The organism is Clostridium sp. AM43-3BH, assembly GCF_003479985.1.
Lineage (GTDB): Bacteria > Bacillota > Clostridia > Lachnospirales > Lachnospiraceae > Otoolea > Otoolea fessa.
In genome coordinates this window covers 106,474-127,148 of sequence record NZ_QUIH01000003.1, presented here as the reverse complement: position 1 = coordinate 127,148, position 20,675 = coordinate 106,474, and the positions used below count along the sequence as shown (strand labels likewise).

The window sequence follows — 20,675 nt, the reverse complement described above, 5'->3', positions numbered from 1 at the left end:
AAATTATAACAGTAACCCCCCTGATTGTCAACCAAGCCTTTCATAAATTATGCACAAAAAGCAGGGTGTTTTATTAGCAAAAACAACCTGCTTTTTATAGGTTATTACTACATTTTTCTACATTTTTCTTAATAACCCCCGGAAGAATCGCCAAGACCTCTCAAGCATTTTGCTCATATTCTAAAATGTATTCTGAAAGTCCCGTTCTCTCCTTTTTTCATCAGAACAAAGCCGCTTTTTTCTGTATTTTTTTATACATTTTCAAGAGTTGTTCTCGATTTATTTCGGAAGCTTGAAAGAGCTCTTCAGCGAAACAATCCGGTTGAAAACCGGTTTGCCCGGCTCGCTGTCGCGGCAGTCCACGCAGAAGTATCCATTGCGGACGAACTGAAAGCTCTCAAATGCTTTTGCCTCTTTCAGACCCGGCTCTAAGTAACACTCTTTCAGAACGCGCAGGGAATTCGGATTTAAGTTCAGCGTTCCATCTGCATTGAGTTTGCCCTTTTCCTCGTCTACCAGGTTCTCATAGAGACGTACTTCTGCTTTCAGTGCAGTCTGTGCTGCTACCCAGTGAATCGTACCTTTTACCTTTCTTGCATTGAAGCCGGAACCACTCTTCGTCTCTGGATCGTAGGTACAGTGAACAACCGTTACATTACCGTCTGCATCTTTCTCGAATCCGGTGCAGGTAACAAAGTACGCGTTCATCAGGCGGACCTCATTGCCCGGGAAGAGACGGAAGTATTTCTTCGGTGGTTCTTCCATAAAGTCCTCGCGTTCGATGTAAAGTTCTCTGCCAAATGGAATCTTTCTGGAACCAAGTTCCTCGTTCTCCATATTATTTGGTGCATCCAGCTCCTCGATCTGTCCTTCCGGATAGTTGTCGATAACAAGCTTGACCGGGTCAAGAATTGCCATCACACGGGACTTCTTTAATTTCAGATCCTCGCGCAGGCAGTACTCTAACATTGCACTGTCGATGGAATTATCTGCTTTGGAAACACCTGCCAGCTCTACAAAGCGGCGGATGGATTCCGGCGTGTAACCTCTGCGGCGCAGCGCTGCGATGGTTACCAGACGCGGGTCATCCCAGCCATCTACAATCTTATCTTCTACCAGTTTCTTGATATAACGTTTTCCGGTAATGACGTTGGTCAGATACATCTTCGCAAACTCAATCTGGCGCGGCGGGTTCTCAAACTCGCACTCTCTTACGACCCAGTCATAGAGCGGTCTGTGATCCTCAAATTCCAGCGTACAAATCGAATGCGTGATGTGCTCAATCGCATCCTCAATCGGATGAGCGAAATCGTACATCGGGTAAATGCACCATTTGTCCCCGGTGTTGTGATGATGCATATGGGCTACACGATAAATAACCGGATCACGCATATTGATGTTTGGGGATGCCATATCAATTTTCGCACGCAGTACCTTTTCGCCATCCGCATATTTGCCTTCTTTCATCTCCTCAAAGAGCTGTAAGTTCTCCTCGATGCTGCGGTTGCGGTATGGGCTTTCCTTACCAGGATTGTTAAAATCACCGCGGTACTCGCGGATCTGATCAGCTGTCAGATCGCAGACGAATGCTTTTCCCTTTTTAATAAGAAGAACTGCACACTCATACATCTGCTGGAAATAGTTGGATGCAAAAAACAGGCGGTCCTCAAAATCAGCGCCCAGCCATTTTACATCCTCGATGATCGACTCAACAAACTCCGTCTTCTCCTTCGTCGGGTTGGTGTCATCAAAACGGAGATTGAATTTTCCGTTGTATTCTTTTGCCAGTCCAGAGTTCAGAATAATCGATTTAGCGTGTCCAATATGAAGATATCCGTTCGGTTCCGGAGGAAATCTCGTCTGGACATGATCGTAAACGCCTTCTGCCAGATCTTTGTCAATCTCGCGCTCGATAAAGTTCTTGGAGACAGTCTCTTCCTTCTCCTCTCCCTCTGCCAATGGTTTTTTATTTTCTTCCATATACATTCCCTCCGTTGTTTCTTTTCGTAAATTGATACTGTTGTTTGAGTCAAATCAAACAGTTTTATTTTTTATCATATCACATTTTGGAGTTTTCGAAAAGGGGATATTTGCCCACAAAAAAGGAAGCGCCGCGGGAGGACACTTCCTTTTCTGATTTTCAATTTTTAAGCATCTTTATTATGGCAATTTAAGATGTCCTGCATTCGCAGGTAATTCTACTTCTTCTTATTATATATGTGTTTTTATGCAATTCTACTTATGCGTTTGCAAGAGCCTCGCCCAGTGCCTCGCACTCAGCACCTGCTGTCTCGTCCGGCGTTGCGTTGCAGATTACCGGCTCGCAAGCCATGGTTACGCCCAGAGTCATGCAGTCGCTCTCCCAGGTACGCATCCACTCGCCGTCGCCCCATCCGTAAGAACCGAATAATGCAATCTTTTTGCCAGAGAGAACCGGGCTAACCTCGTCGAACATCGGCTGGAACTCAGACTCCTCTAACTGTTCAGCCCCCATAGACGGGCAGCCAAATGCGATTCTGTCATACTCGCCAGCTTTGTCAGCGCCAAACTCTGCGGAAGTAAATAAATCAGCCTCGCCACCCGCTTTCTTAACGCCCTCTGCTACGTAATTTGCCATAGCCTCTGTGTTTCCCGTTCCGCTCCAGTATACAATTGCTACCTTGCTCATTTTTATTTCCTCCTTGTGAATAATTTACTTACTTAGATTTATTATGCGGCTTTTACAAGCTGAATAATCGGTGTCCCCTGACGGTATTTCTCCCGGCACACTTCCGTGCATTCCCGGTATGAATCAAACCGCCGTTTTGCTTCCTGCGGGTCGCCATACGTCTTCCAGTAACCGCTGCAGGTATAATTTTTTCCCTGATTTTCAATGAATCCAACAACATCCTCAAGCGGATACCCCAGGAAAATGCCAATCTCATGTGGAAAATCATGTTCCAGACAAAGCCGGTTGGAAAGCTGCTTCAAAAAGCCATCGACCGTCTTCTGCATCTGGTAACCAGACTTTTTTAAAAAGTGCTGTACAGATATTTTACCCAGAATAAAGCGAAGCCATTCCTCGCGGTACACCAGAATCAGAAACGCGCCCGTCCGGCTGCACTCTTTAAGCACCCGCACCTGAAGCCCCGACGGTTCCAGTTCCCGGTTCCAGAAATCAAGCGCTTCCAGGAGTTTATCACGGTTCTGCGGCTGATAGCGGAACAAGTTCGACGGTTTGATGCCACGAAGAGTCGGCGCACACACCTCTACGAATACTTCTTCAAACAATCGTTCCATCTTCCTGCCTCCTGACTGCTTCTCTTAGTTAGCCATATCTACCTTTAGTTAGATATGGCTAACTATCTTTTAAAAAATAAAAGGCTTTTTCTGCCTTCTATTTTCCTTTTCACAGGTTAGTCTTATCTAACTTCAATGAGACTATATCATGAATCACTTACCACGTCAAGCAAATTTTGTTCATTTTTGCTTACTGAGTTTTTTTATCAGTAACATCATTTTCTATCTTTTGGGACGATAAATAATCTCATTCACCGTATACACCGTCACAAATGCCTTCGGATCTGTTTTTAATATATACGGCATGAGCTGTGCATATTCGTTTTTATCTACGATCGTGATAATTTCCGTCTTCGGCTCATTGTCAAACGCGCCGAATCCCTGATAGATCGTCGCGCCGCTGTGAAGCGTATGCAGGATAAACTGGCGTATCTCTTCTTCTTTTTCCGAGATAATGCAAACTCTCTTTTTCAGATTCAGACCGAAAATAAAATGATCCAGCACAATTCCGTTTAAGTATGTACCCAGAATGCCCAGCACCACCAGTTTTTTATCGCTGAAAAACACGGATGAGAGCGCCACACACATGCCTGGAAGCGCCATCGCTTTTCCCAGCTCCATATGGAAATATTTGTTTAAGAGCTTTGCCACGATGTCCAGACCGCCCGACGAGGCATTCATCCAGAACAAAAGAGCCAGACCAACGCTGACAACAAAGATATAGCAGACCGTATCCATCATCGCATCCTGGTTGAGCGACACAAAATCCGGGAAAACCTGCTCAAACACCCACAGAAAAACCGGCAGAATCAGTGACGTATACACCGTCTTGACGCCGAACTCGCGTCCGATAAAAAGAAAGCCCACCACCAAAAGCGCCGCATTTAAAATAAAGGTCAGCACTGAAATCGGCAGCGGTATCACATTTCCCAAAAGCATCGCCAGACCGGAAATACTTCCCACCGATACACCGCTCGGAATCAGAAAGAAATAGACGGCTGCCGCCACGACAAAGGTCGCCGCTGTGATCATTGTGTACTCCCCGATTACGCGCATGGACTTTTTTGCCATAACTTAAAACCTCCTCATATTACAATTTCGCGCGAGCGCGCATCATTGGCACGTTAGCGCCTTTTTGTGTGATAGAGACTTCCAAGGAATTTCCCATTACACAAAAAGACACATCGCGTCTGCAATGTGTCTTCGTAATGAGGCATCGGGGATTCGAACCCCGGACAACTTGATTAAAAGTCAAGTGCTCTACCGACTGAGCTAATACCCCATATTTAACTGGGCTAGTTGGATTCGGACCAACGAATGCAGGAGTCAAAGTCCTGTGCCTTACCGCTTGGCGATAGCCCATCAGCAAAAGATCCTTTTAAAAGGAAGGTGGATATAGGGATTCGAACCCTAGGCCTCCAGAGCCACAATCTGGCGCGCTAACCAACTGCGCTATATCCACCATAGGAATCTGTCGAAACAGATTCGACGAGCCTGAAGGGATTCGAACCCCCGACCCACGGCTTAGAAGGCCGTTGCTCTATCCAGCTGAGCTACAGACTCATATTCATTTTGCGATTCTGACCGTTTTATCCGGCACTGTAACCATTCCCGCACCTGACCTCTCAGCCAACTGCTTATCTGTCTCATCGACAGCAAAGATAGTATATAACATTTGAAAAAGAATGTCAACAGGAAATTTCATATTTTTTAAAATAATTTCAAAAATTCATTTCTTTTGACTTTCCCCCTATTTTTCCACCTCTTCCTGCTCGTATGACAGGAAGTCCGCCAGAAATCCCTTTTCCCGCAGCGCTGCCTCGATCTCGTCAAGAATCTCCTCCTGATCGGCAGCCACGTGATGGAAATGATAGCCCGATGTCACGTTTAAAAGCGGCGTGGATCGCCCAGTCCGGATATTTTCCACAAATGCCTCAACATCGCGGCGGCTGCGGATATTTAACGGCGCCGATACCTTTCCATAGATGCGGTGGTTGACCATGACATCCAGCACCTCGCCGCCCAGATCAACAATCGTATTCAGCTCTTCGCGCGTCTGCTCGGTCGTATGGCACATTTTAAAGAGGCGTTCCGTCTGGTGCGGCACCTCCAGCACATAACCGCGGGCAGTCGCAAGGACAGGGTGTCCCTCGGTACGCAGAAGCGCGATATCCTGCACCACCACCTGACGGCTCACGCCGACTGCCCGCCCCAGCGCCCCGCCGGAAAGCGGTGTGGATGACTGTCCCAGCATTTCCAGTATTTTCTTTCTCCGCTGTACTCCTGTCATCGTTGTTTCCATCCTGTTTTCCCTGTCCTTTCTTAGTTTTTAAATTTTTATAATGCCCGCAGATGTTTGAGGCTCAGATCCAGAATTGGTGCCGAGTGCGTCAGCGCGCCGCTGGACACATAATCTACGCCTAATTTCGTGATCGTTGCGATATTTTCCTTCGTCATATTTCCGGAACACTCCGTCTCGGCGCGTCCGTCGATGATGCGGAGCGCCTCCGCCATCTCGTCCGGGGTCATATTGTCCAGCATGATAATATCAGCGCCCGCTTCCACTGCCTCGCGCACCATATCGAGATTTTCCGTCTCCACCTCGATCTTGCGGACAAATGGGGCATATTTCTTCGCCGCCTCAACCGCCGCCTTAACTCCGCCGGCTGCGTCGATATGGTTATCCTTGAGCATCACGCCGTCCGATAAGTTGTAACGGTGGTTGCTGCCGCCGCCAACCTTGACCGCATATTTTTCAAATATACGCATACACGGGGTCGTCTTACGCGTATCTAAAAGCGTCGTCTTCGTTCCTTCTAAGAGCTTCGCCACCTGATTCGTATAGGTCGCAATGCCGCTCATCCGCTGTAAATAGTTGAGCGCCGTCCGCTCGCCGGAAAGAAGCACCCGGATATCGCCGGTAATCACGCCTAAAAACTGCCCTTTTGTGACGGTATCCCCGTCTTTTACCTCAAATTTTGTCTCGGTCGCCTCGTCCAGAAGTTTAAACACGCGCTCAAACACCTGTAAACCGGCAATAATACCGTCTGCCTTGGCTAAGAGCTGTACCTCGCCCTTGCGGTATTCCGGCATGACCGCGTTCGTCGAAACGTCCTCACTGTTGATATCTTCCTTTAACGCCATGCGGATATACTCATCCGCAACAAGCTGCATCGTAATTGGATTCATACTCTTCGTCCTCCCGTCCGGCGATCTTGCCTGCCGCTCTCTCTGCAAATACAAGGCTTTCCAGCAGACTGTTGCTGGCAAGCCGGTTCTTTCCGTGTACGCCGTTGCAGCTCGTCTCACCAACCGCATACAGGTGGTCCATCGTCGTCTCGGAGAAATGATCGACATAGATACCGCCCATAAAATAATGCTGCGCCGGTACGACCGGAGCCGGTTCCTTCGTGATATCGTAGCCCTCTTTTAAGCACTCCTCATAAATGTGCGGAAAATGGTTCCGGATCGTCTCCTCCGGAACTGCCTTAAACGACAGCCATACATGATCGCTGCCCTCTTTTTCCATCTCCTTCTCGATCGCCTGCGTCACCACATCACGCGGCAGAAGCTCATCGACAAAGCGCTCGCCCTTTCCATTTAACAGAACTGCCCCCTCGCCGCGGGTCGATTCTGAAATCAGGAAGCTGCGTCCCGGCTTCTTGCTGTACAGGCTGGTCGGATGAATCTGGACATAATCGAGATGTTCCAGACGCACGCCGTGTTTCTTTGCTACATCCAGCCCATCACCTGTCAGGCTCGGGAAGTTCGTCGAATGCTTGTAAAGCCCGCCGATACCGCCGGTCGCCAGAACCGTGTCTTTCGCATGAATCTTTAAAATATCGCCGTCTGCATTCTTTGCCAGAATACCGATGCAGATGCCCTTTTCTACCAAAATATCCGTCATAACAGTATATTCCCGGATTTCTACATTCGGAAGTTCTTTTACACGCGTCTGCAGAGTCGTCGTGATCTCTTTTCCCGTGATGTCCTCATGGAAACAGATACGCGGCTGCGAATGCGCGCCCTCCTTTGTATATTTTAAACTGCCATCTGGATTTTTGTCAAACCCTACGCCTAATTTCAGCAGATTATTTATCACATCCCGGCTGGAGCGGATCATGATATCCACACTCTCCTTGCGGTTCTCGTAGTGTCCCGCGCGCATCGTGTCCTCAAAATACGCATCATAATCCGTCTCATCCCGCAGCACGCAGATACCTCCCTGCGCCAGCATGGAATCACAGCTCTCTATATCTTCCTTGCAAATCATTAAGATCCGGTCTTCCGACGGCAGATTTAAAGCGGTGTACAGACCGCCTACGCCACACCCGACGATGACCACATCATAATTTTCCTCCCGGACCATTTTGTTGCCTTCCTTTCTATACCATAAGTTTGCACTTATCTTTTTATCCTGCAGATAGTTCAGCCTTCAAATCGCAGAATACTATCTGCCACTCTATGCCCCTATCGCAAACAAAGTTCTCTTTCAATCCAAAACTTTATTTGTGCATCCGCATCAGTATAGCACATATTATTTCATGTGACAAGACATATGTAATGATATTTTGGTAATTCTACAAAAACTCATGTTTCATTGACAGCCTACCATAAATCCATTAAAATACCTACTATAATAAGGTATTTTACCGAATTAAATTTAAGCATACGAAGAGAAGGTATTTTCATGAAAATCACTCACGTACACGCAGTCTATTTCAGCCCGACCGGCAACGCGAAAAAAGTTGTTACCACGCTGGCGCAGGCGATCGCTGACACACTCGGCGTCCCGATGGATTCCTATGATTTCACGCTGCCGGAAAGCCGCGAAAAAGTTCATACATACGGGGCAGACGATCTGCTCGTCATCGGCACCCCGGTCTACGCGGGACGCATCCCGAACAAGATGCTCCCATTTGTACAGACCCATTTTGAGGGAAATGGCGCGCTCGCCATTCCGGTGGCTGTCTTCGGAAACCGCAACTTCGACAATGGGCTCATCGAGCTTCGCAATGAATTAGAGGCGCACGGCTTCCACACCATCGCAGGTGCCGGTATCCCGACCGAGCACGTATTCAGCGACAAGCTGGCAACCGGACGTCCAGATGCAGATGATCTCGCACAGATCCATGCATTCGGCATCAAAGCAGCCGAAAAGATCGCTTCCCTGACCGAAATCCCGGCTCCGATTGCCGTGCGCGGCGATGATCCGGTCGGACCATATTACACCCCGCTCGGCACCGACGGAAAACCGGCTGTCTTCCTGAAAGCCAAACCAGTCACCGATCCGGAAAAATGTACTGGCTGCGGCATCTGTGCAACGGTCTGTCCGATGGGCTCTATCCCGGCAGATGCACCAGACACCTGCACCGGTATCTGCATTAAATGTCAGGCGTGCATCAAGATCTGCCCGGCTGGCGCCAAATACTTCGACAATGAGGCCTTTCTGTCCCACGTCGCGATGCTGGAGCAGAACTATACGCGCAGGAGTGAGGCGGAGTATTTTATTTAAAAAATATATTTTGACAAACGGCAGCTGCCAAACAGGAAGAGATACTTACTGTATCCACCTGTTTAGCAGCTGCCGTTTGATTTATATCTGTTTGATTTATATCTGTTTGATTTATACCTATTTACAACGTTTCTGCGTCTTTATCATCACCGTTTTCTTTTAGTTTTTACGGTTCTTTTCTTCTTCCTCCCGTCTGCCGCTCATCCATACATAAGCAGATGCGATCAGTCCGAGTGTCAGCATCAGAGCCGATGTGTTTACTCCGTCCTCTCCTGTCTTCGGAAGTCCCTGTGCAGGAATGTTTTCAATCGGCACTTCCGCCGGCTGTTCCGGAAGCACCGGTTCTTCGGTGACTGTCCCCGGTCCCGCAGAGGTTGTCTTCTTTCCGCCAGAACTGGAACCGCCGCCTCCATGACCGCCGTGGCTTCCGCCACCCCCATGATCCGGGGTTGGATCTGGCTTCGGAGCTGTCTTTCCGTTGACAAAGTTTACTTTCAGGGTTTCGCCGCCTTTGATTGCGCCCATATAAACCACAGCGCTCTCCACGCCGGTGGCCGGGTTAATCACACTGCTTACCCCTTTTTCGGCTGTCATCTGCTGATACGATTCTTCATCGCAGATCACATAAATATTGGAATCCACCTTATATCCATCTGGCGCCGCCTTTTCCTGAAGGTAATAGACCACTCCCTCTAAAAGTGCATAATCAATATTCAGGGTTCCGTTGGTCGTCGAGACGGTATAATTTAACTCTTTGTTGTCCGGATCGTACTCAACCCATCCATAATATCCATCTTTTACCAGTTTCTGGCTCTTCGTCCCATCTTCATTTTCTACCGTTTCGTAGGCCGGATCCACATAAACACAGTATTTTGTCACATCCGTTGTCTTCTGATTTCCCTGTTCATCTGTCTCCGTCTTGCTGTCTATATACCAGAGATAGAACGAAGTCTGCCCCTCGCCCTCGTCATCTCCGAGCTGGCTGCCATCCGTATCTACCTTGGTCAGGTTGAAAGTGCCATCCTGCTGTTTGAGAACCATGGAACTGTACCAGTTCCAGGCGGTATTCTGATAATTGTTATCTGAACGTTCGCCATCGATATTGGTTGCCATGGTAAATGCAACCCAGGTAGCTTCTTCCGCCATCAAACCGGACTTTAGCAATGCGTTAAAATAGGCATTTGCCTTATCCCATGCACCATCCGTTTCATTTAACTTATCCGCCATATAATCGCCGATCGTCATCTCACACCCATCCGTCGCCCAATTTCCATGACCATGACCGTGACCCAGATTTTCATTTTCCAGGAATTTTTTCATATCCTCCTGGCTGCCGACATTGAAGCTGAAAATATTCTGATAAAAATTATCATACTGGCTGCTGGAGTGAATCAGCATCGGATCCAGAGAAGCCAAGGAAGAATTTCCGCTCTCTCCCGCTCGCGTTAGTTCATTTGCCGCTGCTTCATTCTTAGAAAGCAGTTCCTCGATCGTCGTGTAGGAAGTTCCTCCTTTCTCGTTGTAGTATTTAAGAACTTCTTTTTCTAGTGTTGTGTTATTTTTAGAAAGATATTGATTCAAGGCATCCTGAATTTTATATTTTGATGCCCGGATTGCATCAATCTCACCGCCACGCACCCACGGAGCATAATATTTACTTCCATCCGCCTTGATCGCATAATTGTTTTTTCCACTGGACGGAATTGAGCTTACAAAATACTTTCCAGAACCTTTTGGTTTTTCTTCCACCTGTGCACTATTAAAATCGCAATAATAGCAATCATATTTTTCTGAATACAGATAATATTTTTTTCCAATCTTATAAACCGGATCTCCAACATTAATATCGTCTTTCGTTAATTTGATATAGGATGTCGTTAAATTTCCGTCCTTATCAATTCCGTACTGGCGCTGAGACTGCGTGTCTTTCAATGCCTCATCAATCAGATTTTCAATAACTCCTGTTGTGCTGGAATTCTTTATATCATACTTGGGAGAAAGAAATCCCTTCGTATAATCATCCGGCAGTTCCTGTCCTTCAAATCCAACGACTCCTGTCTGATCCTGATTGCTCATGTCCGGTGTCGATACGATAAAGCTGTTATTTTTATACACATATGTATGTTTGGAACCGTTGGTAATATAAACATCAAATACCATTGTACATCCCGGTTCCTCATACGGACAGACTGTTCCATTTTTTATATTATAGCTATATTCAACTCCATTGAAAACCTGACGGATCGTATTTTGTCCGTAATACTGTGCATTTTCCAGCTCGTCCGCACCTTCTTTAGTCTGGAACCACTGTTCAAACTGCTTCTTTCCAGCCGCATTGATCTCTTCCATCACCTTGCTCAGCTCAATCGTCTGGTCACCCTTGGCATCTTCTTTGATATTAAAGGTTACCTTAAATTTTCCAGTTTCTTTATCATAAAAATATTCATAATCCTTCTCTTCCGGTAAAACAGGTTTTACCTCTGTCTCCTGGCTGCCGCCCGTCTGGTTTCCGGAATTATCCACATTTTCCTGTCCATTCTGAGAATTAGAATCTCCGGCTGCTCCCGACGCCGAACCTGCAGAGCCTGTACCGGAATTGGCATCCGATTCGTTCTTATTCGAGTCGGACGGCGCACCCGGAATAATTTCTACCGTGTCAGACTGAGATGGGCGTTCGATCGAATCGTATGGATTATCCGTCTGTTCACCCGACGGATTCTGACCGTTTTCTTTCCCTGTCTGGCTGTTTCCATTTTCATTCACAGAACCCACAGTTCCGGCTTCATTTCCTTCACCAGCTCCATCTGAGCCCTCATCTCCAGAAACATCCGCTACCGTAGAACCATCCTGCACTCCAACAGTATCTTTCCCAGCAATATTCTCTGCCTGTTTTCCAGTACCAAATACTTCTTTCTCCATCCACTTATCCAGATCGACTTTCTCCTGCGTTCCCGCTGTGTCCACACTTTCTTTGACAACTGCCGCATCATCCGCATAAGCAGTCGCCGTACCGAAGGAACTAAACGACAGCATCAGCGCCAACAATACTGCTATCGGACGGCGCATCTGATTTTTATACTTCCGTCTCCGGCTCCTTCCCCTGATTTTTCTCTCTTCCATCCCTTTACCTCCCTTGATAGATCTATTTCCAGATGCAGTAGCGTATAAACATTTCTTTCCGGTCCGTTTCCATGTTATGTCTTTCTGTCTATCCAGTTACTGCATCATGGTAACGCATTTTGTTTTTCCACATCTGGGACATTCCCCATCTTATTCTGCGTTACTGTTCACGCATACGTGCCCAGTAACGGAATTTGCCGTGGCTTCGCATTTAAATACGGCAAATTCCTGCTGCCACCACGTTTTCTTACGGCACTTTCGGTTCCAAAAGTGCCTACCCGTGAATCGTTACTATTCTGCCGATTCATACGCATATAGAATTGTCCGGGCATTGTTAAATTCATAGCTGCATGTCACAAATGAATACAAACGCACGATCGTCCCCTCGACCGGCGCGGACGCGCTCGCGCCCGCTGTCATCTGCTGAATATATGACGCAAATTCTTCTCCCGATGCAAACTCCGTTTTCCGGCGGATCGCATCCGGCGATGTGCAGACAGCCGCCAGGGCTTTTAAATGAATCTCCCGCTCCGGCGTATAAAGAATGATTTCTGAATGCTGATCGAAATAGCCCTGATCCTTGTATCTGGAAATGTCCTTAAACATACTTCCATTCTTCATGTGATGACCGTACAGCACGTTATGCAGGGACGAAAAATCTGCCCGATCGGCATAGTCCAGAAAAATCGTGCCCGCCGTGCTCTTCTGTCCGTTCAGGTCACGGTGCAGGTAATAATCATTGTCCTTCCCTTGAACCACCGGATAATTGATCTGTGTTCCCGGAATCTGAATCCAGGCAACGACGTCCGGATTCTGGGAATCCAGCGCTGAAAAATCAATTGCTGACACATATTCTGTCTCCTTTATTGCATTCGTCTCACCTATCTCATTTTCCACTTCTGGCACTTTTTTCTCCGGCATTGTTTCTCCTGTCGTCCCTGCTTCCGACATTCCCACAACCTGAGCGGTCAGCTCTTCATGCGCCTTCTCCTGACGCATTTCATCCCATTTATGCATTGCCACCCCCGCTGTACCGAACGCCAGACAGATGACCGCTATCACAGCCGCTGCTTTCCGTGTCCACTTTTGCATCGATCCCTCCATCTTTGCCCGTGAAACGTTCTGCGCCTTTATTTATTAAGCAAATTATATATTTTTATAAATGATGTATTAATTTGCATACAAAACGAAACAGATAACAGCATAGTTTTAGGACAGCGCCATTTTTTCTGGCGCCGCCCTAAAAACCTGCTCTTATAACCGGGCAATTTTTATTTTTCTATATCTTGTCTTACTCTTCCGTCTTTTTTCTGCCCGTCATTAATACATAAGCTGCTGCCATCATTCCAATTGCCAGCAGAGCCATCGGCACATCCATCCGATCCGTATCCCCGGTCTTCGGAAGTCCTTCTGCCGGTACAACCGGCTGAGGTTCTGGTACAACCGGCGTAACCGGTTCCGTCGGCTGTGCTGCCGGTCCCGACGCGGTTGTGGTCGAAGACTTTTTACTGCCAGAACTACTTCCGCCGCCGTGACCGCCGTGGCTTCCGCCTCCGTTATTGTCTGGATTCGGGGTCGGAGTAGGAGCAGGTCCCGGTTCCGGGGTTCCATGTTCTACCACATATGATACGGTAGGCTTCGCGAATTTCTCTGGCCGATACTCATTTCCATGGCTGCCTACCGGATACAGAACCGCCTCCTGATTGGTATAAAGCCCTTCATAGTGCTGGCTGCCGTCCCGGTCATATTTTCCATACGTTCCATCTGCCGTCTTTGGGTTTATCAGTTTTACGGTATAGGTAAGCTGCACCGGTGCAAAGTTTGAAACTGGTTCTTCTATATACCAGGTAAACATCTCTGTCTCTGCCTTATTTCCTGCGTCATATACCACTTTAAAACGGTAATTCTGCGGTCCCGGTTCTCCGTCTCCAAAATACCAGGTGTTGCCCTCCTGATACATAGAAAGCGCTTTTCCCCCTACTGTCAGCTGGTCTAAGTGGTCGAAATCAAAGTCATAATCCTCTTTCACATAGCCCATATAATCTTTCACAACAGAACCTTTATCAACGGCATACAAAATATCATTTTTTATACTGTCAAATGAAACCTGCTTTCCGTTCGCAAGATACCGCATAAAACTCATTCCCCACTCATAGTTACTTGCCGTTCCGGGCGGCGTAATCGGCATCGCATAGCAGTGATATCCTTCCGAAGCTGCCTGTGCATACGCCTCGTATGAAAGATATAATGCCTTATCGATCGAATTCACATATTTTCCTGCTTCCTCCACCGGTGTAATAAGCGATACATCCGGTTCCGTTCCATATGGATAGTCGTGTGTATCCTTCTGCTCTGAAAGTCTGGCTTCTATGCCGGTCAGCCATGCATTCCAGTCCGCCGGTGCCTGATTATTTCCATACTTGGAATTCCAGTTATCCGGCCCTGCAAAATGTTTCGGAGAATCTGCCATAAATCCCCAGGCAACCGCCGTCGGATTCTCATTAAACATATAGGTAATACCATCACTGACAACTACCAGTGTCTTGCGTTCATCTGCCACTCCTGTATCCTGGTCTAACATCGATTTACCCGCTAAAATACCTGCGTGAAGATTGGTTCCACTCTTAATCTCCCGACAAATGGCTGCTTCAATCGCCTCATATTGGGTCTCCAAATCCATAAATCCATCCGTATGGGCTTCCTTGTTAAAGAGCACTACTCCCACTTTGACCTTTGCTCCCTTTTCCTGCACTTCTTTCTTGAGGTTCTGAAGCATTTCCAACGCCTGCTCTTTCAGTCCCATGCTGGTTGATTTATCTAAGACAAGCACCACATCACTTACCAGCTGCTCCTCCGCTGACGGCAAGGACAAAGCCACTTGAGACTTAAAATTTTCATCCAGCTGTTCCGCTGTCTTCGATTTAGAAGTTCCTCCTTCTGGAATCGTCGGAAGTTCTCCTCCCGGAATCGTATATGATACAGTCGGTTTCGAAAATACCTCCGCTTTTCCTTTTTCCTGATCGCTTCCAACCGGATGCAGCACTGCTTTCTGATTCGTATAAAGTCCATCATACTCTTCGCTTCCGTCTTCATCGTACCGTCCATACGATTCTCCTAGATTGTTCTTCGGATTTACCAGTTTTACCGTATAGGTCAGCTGAACCGGTTCATTATTTTTTACCGCCTCATTCATCGTCCAGACGAAATGTTCTCCTCCTTCTTTATCCGACGGATCGTATTCCACCTTAAAACGATACTGAGCTGCATTCACGTCTTCATTTCCAAAATAAACGGTATTTCCATCTTTCCATTTAGAAAGCTCCCTGCCGCCAACAGTCAGACGGTCGATGCTCTTTAAGTCAAAATTGTAGTCATCCTTGACCCAACCCATATAATCTTCCACAGTCGAGTCCCGATCGACGGCATAAAGGATGTCATTTTTGATATCTTCAAAACTTACCGTTTTTCCGTCTGCCAGATATTTCACAAAGCTCGGTCCCCATGGATAGCTTTCACCAGCAGATGAACCAATCGGCATCGCATAGCAGTGATACTGTTCCTTCGCCGCTTCCAGATATGCCTCATAGGAAAGATAGAGTGCTTTATCAACGCTATTGGCACGTTCTTTTCCTTCACCAGGTGGGGTACATGGCGTTAAATCTCCTTGCTCATATGGATGGTCAAATTCATCGCCCTGTGCATCCATCTGCGCTTTGATTGTACCCAGGCGCTCGTTCCACTCATCCTCCGATAATGCTTTATTATTCCCATATTTAAGAATCCAGTTATCCGGTCCCGCCCAGGAATGTTCTGAACCATCATTCTCAAATCCCCAGGCAACCGCCGTCGGTTTTTCCCCAAAAATATAGGTAATGCCATCGCTTAAAAGCACCAGGCTCTTTCTTCCTGCTGCCACCTGCGTATCCTCATCCAGCATTTTCTTGCCTGCAAGGATTCCAGCCGAAAGATTCGTTCCGCTGCTAATATTCTCACGGATCGCTGCCGCAATCGCATCATACTGGGTTTCCAAATCCATAAAGTCAGACTTATGCGCTTCTTTATTAAAAATAACGACTCCAACCTTTACTTTTGCGCCATTTTTCTTTGCCTGCGCCTGCAGCTCCTTAAGCATCTCTAACGCCTCATTTTCCAGCTGCACGCTGGTAGATTTATCCAGCACAAACACAATGTCATTTTCCAGTTTTTCCTCCGCTGACGGAAGGGAAAGTGTTACCTGGGATTCAAAGTTTTCGTCCAGATTGGTAGCTTTTTTAGACTTCGAAATCTGCCAGTGTGGAATTTCTTCCACTTCCACTGCCGACAAAACAGCTACGTCTGTCAGACCAAGCTCCATCGCGGAAGTTACAAATGCGGCTGCGGATGCATTCTTAATGCCTACCGTTTCATATGAATCCCCCAGAATGCGTTCGAAATTGTCTTCTTCTGCTTCGTCGCCTACAATCGCCTTATTTTTTTCATTTTCATCGTTCTCGTCCTCTTCTTCTGCATCAGGCGGAGATGCCATTGCAGCTGAAGTCAAAAACATCGAAAAATGAGCCGAACGTGATACCTGAACTGAATCTTCGTCCTGGGCGCTGTCATTTTCTGAATCCGATGTATCTGCATCGGATGTATCTGTTTCGATCGCATCCATGTCTGCTTTTTCATTCTCGTTCTCAGAATCCGGTTCCGATAAATCTTTCTTGTCATCCGCTGCTTCCGATTCTTCTTTTATTTGATTGTTACCTGCATCTGAAGCATTTTCCTGCTCCTTTACATCGTCCTCCAGAGCCGTATCCTCTTCTGTGATATCTTCACTTCCTGCCGGAACTGCACTTTCCGGTTCTTTTACCTCATTTTCTATCTCGGTCGGAACCGCTTCCTCTGTCTCCAGCTCAACCTGCTTTTTTACTTCACCAAATGGCGCAACCGTCATCCATGCGCTGGCTCTTCCATCCACCAGAATCCGTCCGGTGCGCTCTTTTGAAGAAGAGTTGGTCATCAGGAAAATAATTTCTTCATTTCCGCTGATCGTATACTGATCCATGTCCTCTTCATCCTCTAAGCGGGCATACATTTTCAAAGTAAGCCGGTCGTTTTTCTTCTCGAAATCTGGATGCAGTTCATATAGATTTCCTTCTTCAAACAGTCCCTCGTAGGTTTCTGCCTCATCGCCGGAAAACGTAAATACATCCTCTTTTACTGTCTTCCCTTTTTTAGCAGCATCCCGGATTGCCTGCCTGAGGACTTCTTTTTCCAATGAAAATTCCTGTCTTTCATCCCCTCCTTCGGATGTGGCAGCTGCAAATGCGGCTGTATTTGCCACGCTTGTGCTCAACATACTGCTGCACAAAAGCACTGACATGAAACGCCTTGACTGACGTTCAAACCATCCTTGACTGTAACTTTTCCCCTTTTTCTTCGCTTTTTTCATTCTTTTTGCCTCCTGTCTTATCTATCATCAACGCAGGTCCCCTTATGCAGATTTAAATACCTCCCTTCTGCACCGCTTTCACGCCATGTTCCCGCAAAAATGGCTCGTACAATTCCTCTTCTGCTTTTTTCCGCGCTGCCACCGCATCCTCAAGGTTTACGAAGGTTCCAAGGTTGTACACTTTTCCCTGAAAGCCGATCGCTGCCCGCCACCGGGAATTTTCCCGCTGGTAGACGCCTCGGTAGCCGCTTGTATTGTTTGCCGTATTTTTCTGGTTGGCGATTCGTTCCAGGCAGGTTCCGCCTACAAAATGAATCGCTTTTTTCATGTTTTTCTTTCGTGTCTCCGCCTGCAGGCACCCACAGCTCTTGGTTTTTCCCGCGCACAGGCTTTCTTTGGATGCCTCAATCAGGCGTCCGCAGCTACAGACACATTTCCAATATCCGCCTGTCCGGTTGGAATTATCCGCCTCTTCAAGCACTTTCAAACGTCCGAACTGACGGCCTGTCAGATCGATCCGCCGACTGGACGGAAGCTCCTTCCGATAGCACCCGCAGCTTTTCGTATGCCCTGTTTTCAGATGGGACTCCTCCACGGTCTTTTCTTTCCCGCAGTCGCACCGGCACAGCCAGTAATGGCGGCGGCTTTTTGCTGCCTGTTTTATTTCCCGGCAGACAGTCAGACGTCCATACCGGCGCCCCGTCAGATCTTCTCTCACATACTCCACCTCCCCGGATGACATAATGGGAATTATGTCATATCCGACTGTTTCATTTTTTCTTTTATTTGCAAAGCTTTTGTCGAATTTTCCAGATTTTGGATAGAATATCTGTGTTATTTCAAGTACTGTTTTTAACGCCTTTGTATGTTGAAATTCTTTCTCAGAAGTGATAAACTTAATAATAGAATCATATATTTAGATATGTATGCAGATTTTTTCCATTTCATGACATAATTCCCATTATGTTTTTCGTCAATTTTCCCTATCAATCAACAAACCTAATTCCAGCTGTCTGCGGCACGCTTCCCGACTGCTGATGATCGTATAACGGCGTGTCGTTTCTACGCTGCTGTGACCCAGATAGTCCGCCAGACGAACCAGATCGTGATCGCGCTCATAAAATATCTTGGCAAACAGATGGCGCAGATTGTGCGGATATACCTTGCTCGGAAGAACACCCGCTTCGGTGCAGACGGATTTCATGTCCGCCCACACATTCTGTCTGCGGACTGCCTGCCCGTTTTTTGTGACAAAGATGCTGCCTCTCACAATCCGCTGCTTCCGGCAGTACTGCGTCAAATACAGCATCAGCGACTGCGGCAGCAGGATCACCCGCTGTTTTCCCTTACAGTCGATCACTACTTCCCCCTGTGCCAGCGATTCCGCTGTAATATATGAAAGCTCGCTGATTCGTATGCCCGTGCTCGCGATTGTCTGCAAAATCGCACAGAGACGTTCATCGCCGCGTCCCCGTGCCGCCTTAACTAACTTCTGGTAATCGCTGCGCGTCATTTCCCGTCTCTCATCGCAGAAAATCCGCTTCTGCACCCGGAACGTGCGGACACAGTATTCCTGTCTTCCGATAAAATGAAAGTAGCTGTTCAGAGATGCCAGCATCGAATTGGCGCTGGATGTTTTATAATGGGCTTGCAGATATTCCTTAAACGATATAATTGTGTTTTTATCCCATTCTTCACCCACAAACATCAAAAACTTTCTCACATCCCGGCAGTATTTTTCGATCGTATGGCTGCTTTTTTCCTGTTCTCTCAAATAATCCCTAAATCGTTCCAATTCATTTTGTGTTTCCTGTTTCAATGCGTTTCCTCTCTTTCTCACGAAACTTTCTCGCGGATTTGTTTTTTTCGCAGCTGTTTCTTCTTTCACAACTGTGACCACTTTTCTATTTTCTGAAAAGTAATCTTATAGTATACGCACCGGAAACAGAAATCTCGCTAAAAAAACATTTTTGCTCTTTTAATCGGATTTTTGCAGAACCAGACATCACTGCGCCCGAAATTTTTTCACATGGACTCTCTTTGATCTTCACAATAAAAACAGGACAGCCGCTCCCATATTGCTCGGAACAGCTGCCCTGTTTTTTCATATATTTTCTTTTATATTCTTTTTACTCGTCCGCCCGGATCGCCCAGCGCATCTTCGTTGAGCGGGCACGCGGGTTCTGTACGCACTCCTGCGCGGACGGGCGCACCACATCTTTGGAATATTCTTTATAGATACCGGCGCGATATCCCTCTTTGAGCGCCGCTTTCACCAGTTTATCCTCTCCGGAATGGAAGGTCAGGATCGCTGCCCGTCCGCCCGGTCGAAGCGCATTTGGAAGCTTCTCCATAAACTCATAGAGTACTTCAAATTCCTGGTTTACATCGATCCGGAGCGCCTGGAAAACACGCTGACAGGTCTTCTTGACTGTCTCCTTTTTCTCCTTTTCCGGAAGGAAATCCAATGTTTTTTCAATGATTTCACGGAGTTTCGTGGTCGTATCGATCCGGTTTCCACGGCGGATCTCATCCGTGATCGCTTTTGCCAGCTCCTCGCAATACGGTTCGTCTGAATTTTCGTACAGCATGCCCGCCAGCTCCTCACGCTCGATCGTGTCAAGGCGCTCGGCGGCGCTGATGCCTTTTTCCTGATTCAGGCGCAGATCCAGCGGCCCATCTACCTTGAACGAAAAGCCTCGCTTCGGATTGTCAATCTGCATCGAAGACACGCCCAGATCGGCTAAAATAAAATCAAAACCACCCGCTTCTTTGGCAATCTCATCGATTGTACAGAAGTTCTGGAGACGGATTGAAAGCATGTCCTCGCCATAGCCCGCTTCTTCCAGGCGTTTCCGCGTCTTGGCGGATTCCTCCGGATCAACATCGGTCGCATACATATGTCCCTGCCCTTTCAGGCAGGCCAGCATTGCCTTCGTATGTCCGCCGTATCCTAGCGTCGCATCAAATCCGACCTGCCCCGGCTGGATCTGCAAAAAGTCCAGAATCTCCTGCACCATAATGGAAATATGCATGCCCGCTGGTGTATTTCCCTTCTGAATCACATGCTGGATCGTGTCCTGATACTTCTCCGGCTGCAGCTCTTTATATTTTTCTTCAAATTTTTTTGGATATTTTCCTTTATATCTGACACGCCGTTTGTGTGGTGTCTGATTTTCCTGATCCATAAAAGCCTCCCATATCTGCTTAGATTTTCCATTGATTTTCCCATCTGTCAAATCGAAAATCATATTGGTTCAAGCATATATGGAAGGCGTTCAAATGTCAATTCTTTCTTGATTTTTCCAGATAAAACGCAGCATCATA

16 protein-coding genes and 4 tRNA genes are annotated in these 20,675 nt (G+C 47.2%); 1 reads left to right on the top strand and 19 read right to left on the bottom strand.

All coding sequences use genetic code 11. The annotated features are described in order from the left end of the window. Positions 1 to 279 precede the first annotated feature (279 nt). The 12 genes from DW931_RS06265 to DW931_RS06215 form a co-directional block, all read right to left on the bottom strand. Entirely contained in the window at positions 280 to 1,980 is a 1,701-nt protein-coding gene (locus DW931_RS06265; protein ID WP_118481810.1) for a glutamine--tRNA ligase/YqeY domain fusion protein, read from the bottom strand. A 259-nt stretch (positions 1,981 to 2,239) separates the two neighbouring features. Further along, positions 2,240 to 2,668 carry a flavodoxin gene (locus DW931_RS06260; protein ID WP_118481811.1) on the bottom strand — a complete coding sequence of 143 codons (429 nt, stop codon included), beginning with the start codon at positions 2,666 to 2,668 and terminating at the stop codon, positions 2,240 to 2,242. Positions 2,669 to 2,709: 41 nt separating this feature from the next. Then, entirely contained in the window at positions 2,710 to 3,279 is a 570-nt protein-coding gene (locus DW931_RS06255; RefSeq protein WP_118481812.1) for a DUF3793 family protein, read from the bottom strand. 222 nt (positions 3,280 to 3,501) lie between these two features. Continuing rightward, a complete protein-coding gene (locus DW931_RS06250) occupies positions 3,502 to 4,350 on the bottom strand; it encodes a YitT family protein (protein ID WP_117796384.1) in 849 nt (282 codons plus the stop codon). 138 nt (positions 4,351 to 4,488) lie between these two features. Next, a tRNA-Lys gene (locus DW931_RS06245) sits at positions 4,489 to 4,561 on the bottom strand. A gap of 8 nt (positions 4,562 to 4,569) precedes the next feature. Further along, positions 4,570 to 4,641 (bottom strand) — tRNA-Gln (locus DW931_RS06240). A 26-nt stretch (positions 4,642 to 4,667) separates the two neighbouring features. Next, positions 4,668 to 4,741: transfer RNA gene (locus DW931_RS06235), tRNA-His, on the bottom strand. A 27-nt stretch (positions 4,742 to 4,768) separates the two neighbouring features. Next, positions 4,769 to 4,842, bottom strand: a tRNA-Arg gene (locus DW931_RS06230). A gap of 4 nt (positions 4,843 to 4,846) precedes the next feature. Continuing rightward, complete coding sequence (locus DW931_RS16070) at positions 4,847 to 4,984, bottom strand: hypothetical protein (protein ID WP_207664441.1); 138 nt, start codon at positions 4,982 to 4,984, stop codon at positions 4,847 to 4,849. A gap of 45 nt (positions 4,985 to 5,029) precedes the next feature. Further along, positions 5,030 to 5,569 carry a transcription repressor NadR gene (locus DW931_RS06225; RefSeq protein WP_333489813.1) on the bottom strand — a complete coding sequence of 180 codons (540 nt, stop codon included), beginning with the start codon at positions 5,567 to 5,569 and terminating at the stop codon, positions 5,030 to 5,032. Positions 5,570 to 5,616: 47 nt separating this feature from the next. After that, positions 5,617 to 6,468 (bottom strand): carboxylating nicotinate-nucleotide diphosphorylase, encoded by an 852-nt coding sequence (gene nadC, locus DW931_RS06220; RefSeq protein ID WP_118481813.1) that lies wholly within the window; start codon positions 6,466 to 6,468, stop codon positions 5,617 to 5,619. After that, positions 6,434 to 7,648 (bottom strand): L-aspartate oxidase, encoded by a 1,215-nt coding sequence (locus DW931_RS06215; RefSeq protein WP_118626924.1) that lies wholly within the window; start codon positions 7,646 to 7,648, stop codon positions 6,434 to 6,436. The genes nadC and DW931_RS06215 overlap by 35 nt, the downstream gene beginning before the upstream one ends. Before the next feature lie 321 nt (positions 7,649 to 7,969). On the opposite strand from DW931_RS06215, the gene DW931_RS06210 reads away from it, so the two are divergent. Further along, the gene (locus DW931_RS06210; protein WP_118481814.1) at positions 7,970 to 8,794 is read left to right on the top strand and encodes an EFR1 family ferrodoxin; all 825 of its coding nucleotides are present in this window, start codon (positions 7,970 to 7,972) and stop codon (positions 8,792 to 8,794) included. Positions 8,795 to 8,953: 159 nt separating this feature from the next. Here DW931_RS06210 and DW931_RS06205 read toward each other — a convergent pair whose 3' ends face one another. The 7 genes from DW931_RS06205 to rsmH form a co-directional block, all read right to left on the bottom strand. Then, a complete protein-coding gene (locus DW931_RS06205) occupies positions 8,954 to 11,914 on the bottom strand; it encodes a hypothetical protein (RefSeq protein ID WP_118481815.1) in 2,961 nt (986 codons plus the stop codon). 291 nt (positions 11,915 to 12,205) lie between these two features. Further along, the gene (srtB, locus tag DW931_RS06200; RefSeq protein ID WP_182429110.1) at positions 12,206 to 13,006 is read right to left on the bottom strand and encodes a class B sortase; all 801 of its coding nucleotides are present in this window, start codon (positions 13,004 to 13,006) and stop codon (positions 12,206 to 12,208) included. A 199-nt stretch (positions 13,007 to 13,205) separates the two neighbouring features. Continuing rightward, on the bottom strand, positions 13,206 to 17,348 hold the full coding sequence (locus tag DW931_RS06195; protein ID WP_118481817.1) for a VWA domain-containing protein: 4,143 nt from the start codon (positions 17,346 to 17,348) through the stop codon (positions 13,206 to 13,208). Between the two features lie 52 nt (positions 17,349 to 17,400). After that, complete coding sequence (locus DW931_RS06190; RefSeq protein ID WP_117796377.1) at positions 17,401 to 18,066, bottom strand: hypothetical protein; 666 nt, start codon at positions 18,064 to 18,066, stop codon at positions 17,401 to 17,403. Between the two features lie 255 nt (positions 18,067 to 18,321). Beyond that, positions 18,322 to 19,143 carry a tyrosine-type recombinase/integrase gene (locus DW931_RS06185; protein WP_227589521.1) on the bottom strand — a complete coding sequence of 274 codons (822 nt, stop codon included), beginning with the start codon at positions 19,141 to 19,143 and terminating at the stop codon, positions 18,322 to 18,324. Between the two features lie 109 nt (positions 19,144 to 19,252). Next, positions 19,253 to 19,456, bottom strand: a complete 204-nt coding sequence (locus DW931_RS16065; RefSeq protein ID WP_117796376.1) for a hypothetical protein — start codon at positions 19,454 to 19,456, stop codon at positions 19,253 to 19,255. A gap of 21 nt (positions 19,457 to 19,477) precedes the next feature. Next, positions 19,478 to 20,536, bottom strand: a complete 1,059-nt coding sequence (gene rsmH, locus DW931_RS06175) for a 16S rRNA (cytosine(1402)-N(4))-methyltransferase RsmH (RefSeq protein WP_107000320.1) — start codon at positions 20,534 to 20,536, stop codon at positions 19,478 to 19,480. Between the last annotated feature and the right edge of the window lie 139 nt (positions 20,537 to 20,675).

Bases quoted from the DNA above. Each gene is read 5' to 3' on its own strand.
- DW931_RS06265 (WP_118481810.1), bottom strand. From the start codon at position 1,980: ATGGAAGAAAATAAAAAACCATTGGCAGAGGGAGAGGAGAAGGAAGAG.
- DW931_RS06195 (WP_118481817.1), bottom strand. From the start codon at position 17,348: ATGAAAAAAGCGAAGAAAAAGGGGAAAAGTTACAGTCAAGGATGGTTT.
- DW931_RS06260 (WP_118481811.1), bottom strand. From the start codon at position 2,668: ATGAGCAAGGTAGCAATTGTATACTGGAGCGGAACGGGAAACACAGAG.
- DW931_RS06225 (WP_333489813.1), bottom strand. From the start codon at position 5,569: ATGACAGGAGTACAGCGGAGAAAGAAAATACTGGAAATGCTGGGACAG.
- DW931_RS06250 (WP_117796384.1), bottom strand. From the start codon at position 4,350: ATGGCAAAAAAGTCCATGCGCGTAATCGGGGAGTACACAATGATCACA.
- DW931_RS16070 (WP_207664441.1), bottom strand. From the start codon at position 4,984: ATGAAATTTCCTGTTGACATTCTTTTTCAAATGTTATATACTATCTTT.
- DW931_RS16065 (WP_117796376.1), bottom strand. From the start codon at position 19,456: ATGAAAAAACAGGGCAGCTGTTCCGAGCAATATGGGAGCGGCTGTCCT.
- DW931_RS06205 (WP_118481815.1), bottom strand. From the start codon at position 11,914: ATGGAAGAGAGAAAAATCAGGGGAAGGAGCCGGAGACGGAAGTATAAA.
- DW931_RS06210 (WP_118481814.1), top strand. From the start codon at position 7,970: ATGAAAATCACTCACGTACACGCAGTCTATTTCAGCCCGACCGGCAAC.
- DW931_RS06255 (WP_118481812.1), bottom strand. From the start codon at position 3,279: ATGGAACGATTGTTTGAAGAAGTATTCGTAGAGGTGTGTGCGCCGACT.
- DW931_RS06215 (WP_118626924.1), bottom strand. From the start codon at position 7,648: ATGGTCCGGGAGGAAAATTATGATGTGGTCATCGTCGGGTGTGGCGTA.
- rsmH (WP_107000320.1), bottom strand. From the start codon at position 20,536: ATGGATCAGGAAAATCAGACACCACACAAACGGCGTGTCAGATATAAA.
- nadC (WP_118481813.1), bottom strand. From the start codon at position 6,468: ATGAATCCAATTACGATGCAGCTTGTTGCGGATGAGTATATCCGCATG.
- srtB (WP_182429110.1), bottom strand. From the start codon at position 13,006: ATGCAAAAGTGGACACGGAAAGCAGCGGCTGTGATAGCGGTCATCTGT.